The 1,826-nt window shown below is 32.3% G+C and carries 2 protein-coding genes; both read right to left on the bottom strand.

Annotated elements, in window-relative coordinates; translation table 11 throughout:
* Positions 1-323 precede the first annotated feature (323 nt).
* Positions 324-854 carry a hypothetical protein gene (locus ELS83_RS21575; protein WP_171597613.1) on the bottom strand — a complete coding sequence of 177 codons (531 nt, stop codon included), beginning with the start codon at positions 852-854 and terminating at the stop codon, positions 324-326.
* A 53-nt stretch (positions 855-907) separates the two neighbouring features.
* A complete protein-coding gene (locus ELS83_RS21570) occupies positions 908-1,588 on the bottom strand; it encodes a hypothetical protein (protein WP_171597612.1) in 681 nt (226 codons plus the stop codon).
* Positions 1,589-1,826 lie beyond the last annotated feature (238 nt).

Raw genomic sequence — 1,826 nt, 5'->3', positions numbered from 1 at the left:
AGCAAAAAAATCTCTAAAAACCTCGCTACTACTACTGTTTTTCAATAACTTACACTCTTAACTTAATGACATTGGGCGCGAGCTTGTAGCTCGTGTCCTGTGAATACAGAAAAACAATCCAAACTCAAGCTACACCCTCTCTCATTACCGCTACACGTGACTTGTGGCTTTAAATAAACCACAAACCTATTCCCATAAAATCATGTGACAAATTTGCAAGTTCTGCTTCGCAGAGTCCGAACCCGATAGCTATCTGGGAGCAAACTCGTACTAGCAGGCAGTGCATACTCGCTCCATCAAGGGGACTTATGATAGTTATAAAACTACCAAACCATAACCCATAAAATTATTAATTGCTGCTCTTCATCCACCAACGCACCCAAACTGTATCCGTTATAATCTATTACTAGATTACGTAAATTATTCCCCGCATTAATATATTTTTCATCAAGAAAAGTTCCTTTTTGAAATCCTGTTACAATGAATTGGGAGTTTTCACTAAAAGAATAATTGCTTTCAACTAGTGGACTATATATATGATTAATACTAGGCACCGGTAATGTTATATCTGATTTAGAGTGTTTGTCAGCATTATTTGTAATATATAAATTACTAGTGTCTCTTATATTACTCATTTTTATTGATTTCTGCTTTAACATTCCATACAATGAATCAAAATTACATTTATCTAATTCAAAAAATAAAAAGCCTCCACAATAACCAAATGCATCTTTGCCTGAAGGATAAATAAAGATTGAACTTGTGATAAATTTTTTATAATTCTGTAATTTAATCTCTGCCCAATTAACCTCACTTAATTCAATTTCACTCTTAAGTTTTTCGAGTTTATTCAAGTGCTTAGGGGTATAGCTACATGACACTACAAGTGCTATAAGTAGTAAATTAATTATTTTCCTCTCCATGGTTCAAGTAATGTGTTTTTTGGTAAGTTATCCCATCCTCGTATTACATTTACATATTTCTTATTCATGCTTAATGAGTAATAATCATATGCAGTATTTCCATAATTCAATACCTTTTGAAGATAATTATTCATCTTAAAATATTCTATTGATCGATGAGATAAAGAAATATAACCAAATGCTCGTTCATATTCTTTTAAAACATCTATATCATTAGCATATCCTACCATGTTTTTATTAATATATGTATACTTAGTCCAAACTTCAAGAGAACGATTTTGAGTAAACTTAGGAGCATTTATTGGAAAACCATTATGAAGAAAATCTTTCATATGATACATTTCTTTTGGTGCTAATTTATATCCATTATTATTCATAAATTTTTCACCATTCTTACCTTCAAATAAAGCTGTAGTAGTCATTTTAGATGTACCATCTTTTCCATAAGTGACCTTTGTATTATAATCCGAAGTAAGTTCTTTATTGGATTCTATTACATCTGCATCATCCGTACCTATATCTTCATTAGCAAACATTTCATTTTCACCCATCCATGTCCATCCTTCCTCCATATGCTCTTCGGCTCCTTTTTGTAGACTCGACACATAAATTACACTTCCCGTATTTTCATTGTAAAACCAATCCATTCCATTGGGATCAATCAAAACAACAGGATTATTGATACAATAACCATAAGGACTAAAAGAAAAATTGTGATCTGCATCAGCCCCAGATAGTCCGAGTTTGCACCTGCTGCTGGCGCGAGCTCAATGTCATTAAGTTAAGGTTATTTCACAAAGCATCACGCTGATTTTTAGTAACCTTTGGTTTGACTCTATTTCTGTATTTATCTTTATGCCGATTAAAATTACGATTCGGTCTTATTGGAATTAAATTCTTACT

The organism is Marinifilum caeruleilacunae (genome assembly GCF_013141825.1).
In the GTDB taxonomy this organism is placed as follows: domain Bacteria; phylum Bacteroidota; class Bacteroidia; order Bacteroidales; family Marinifilaceae; genus Marinifilum; species Marinifilum caeruleilacunae.
This window is presented reverse-complemented; position numbering and strand designations above follow the sequence as displayed.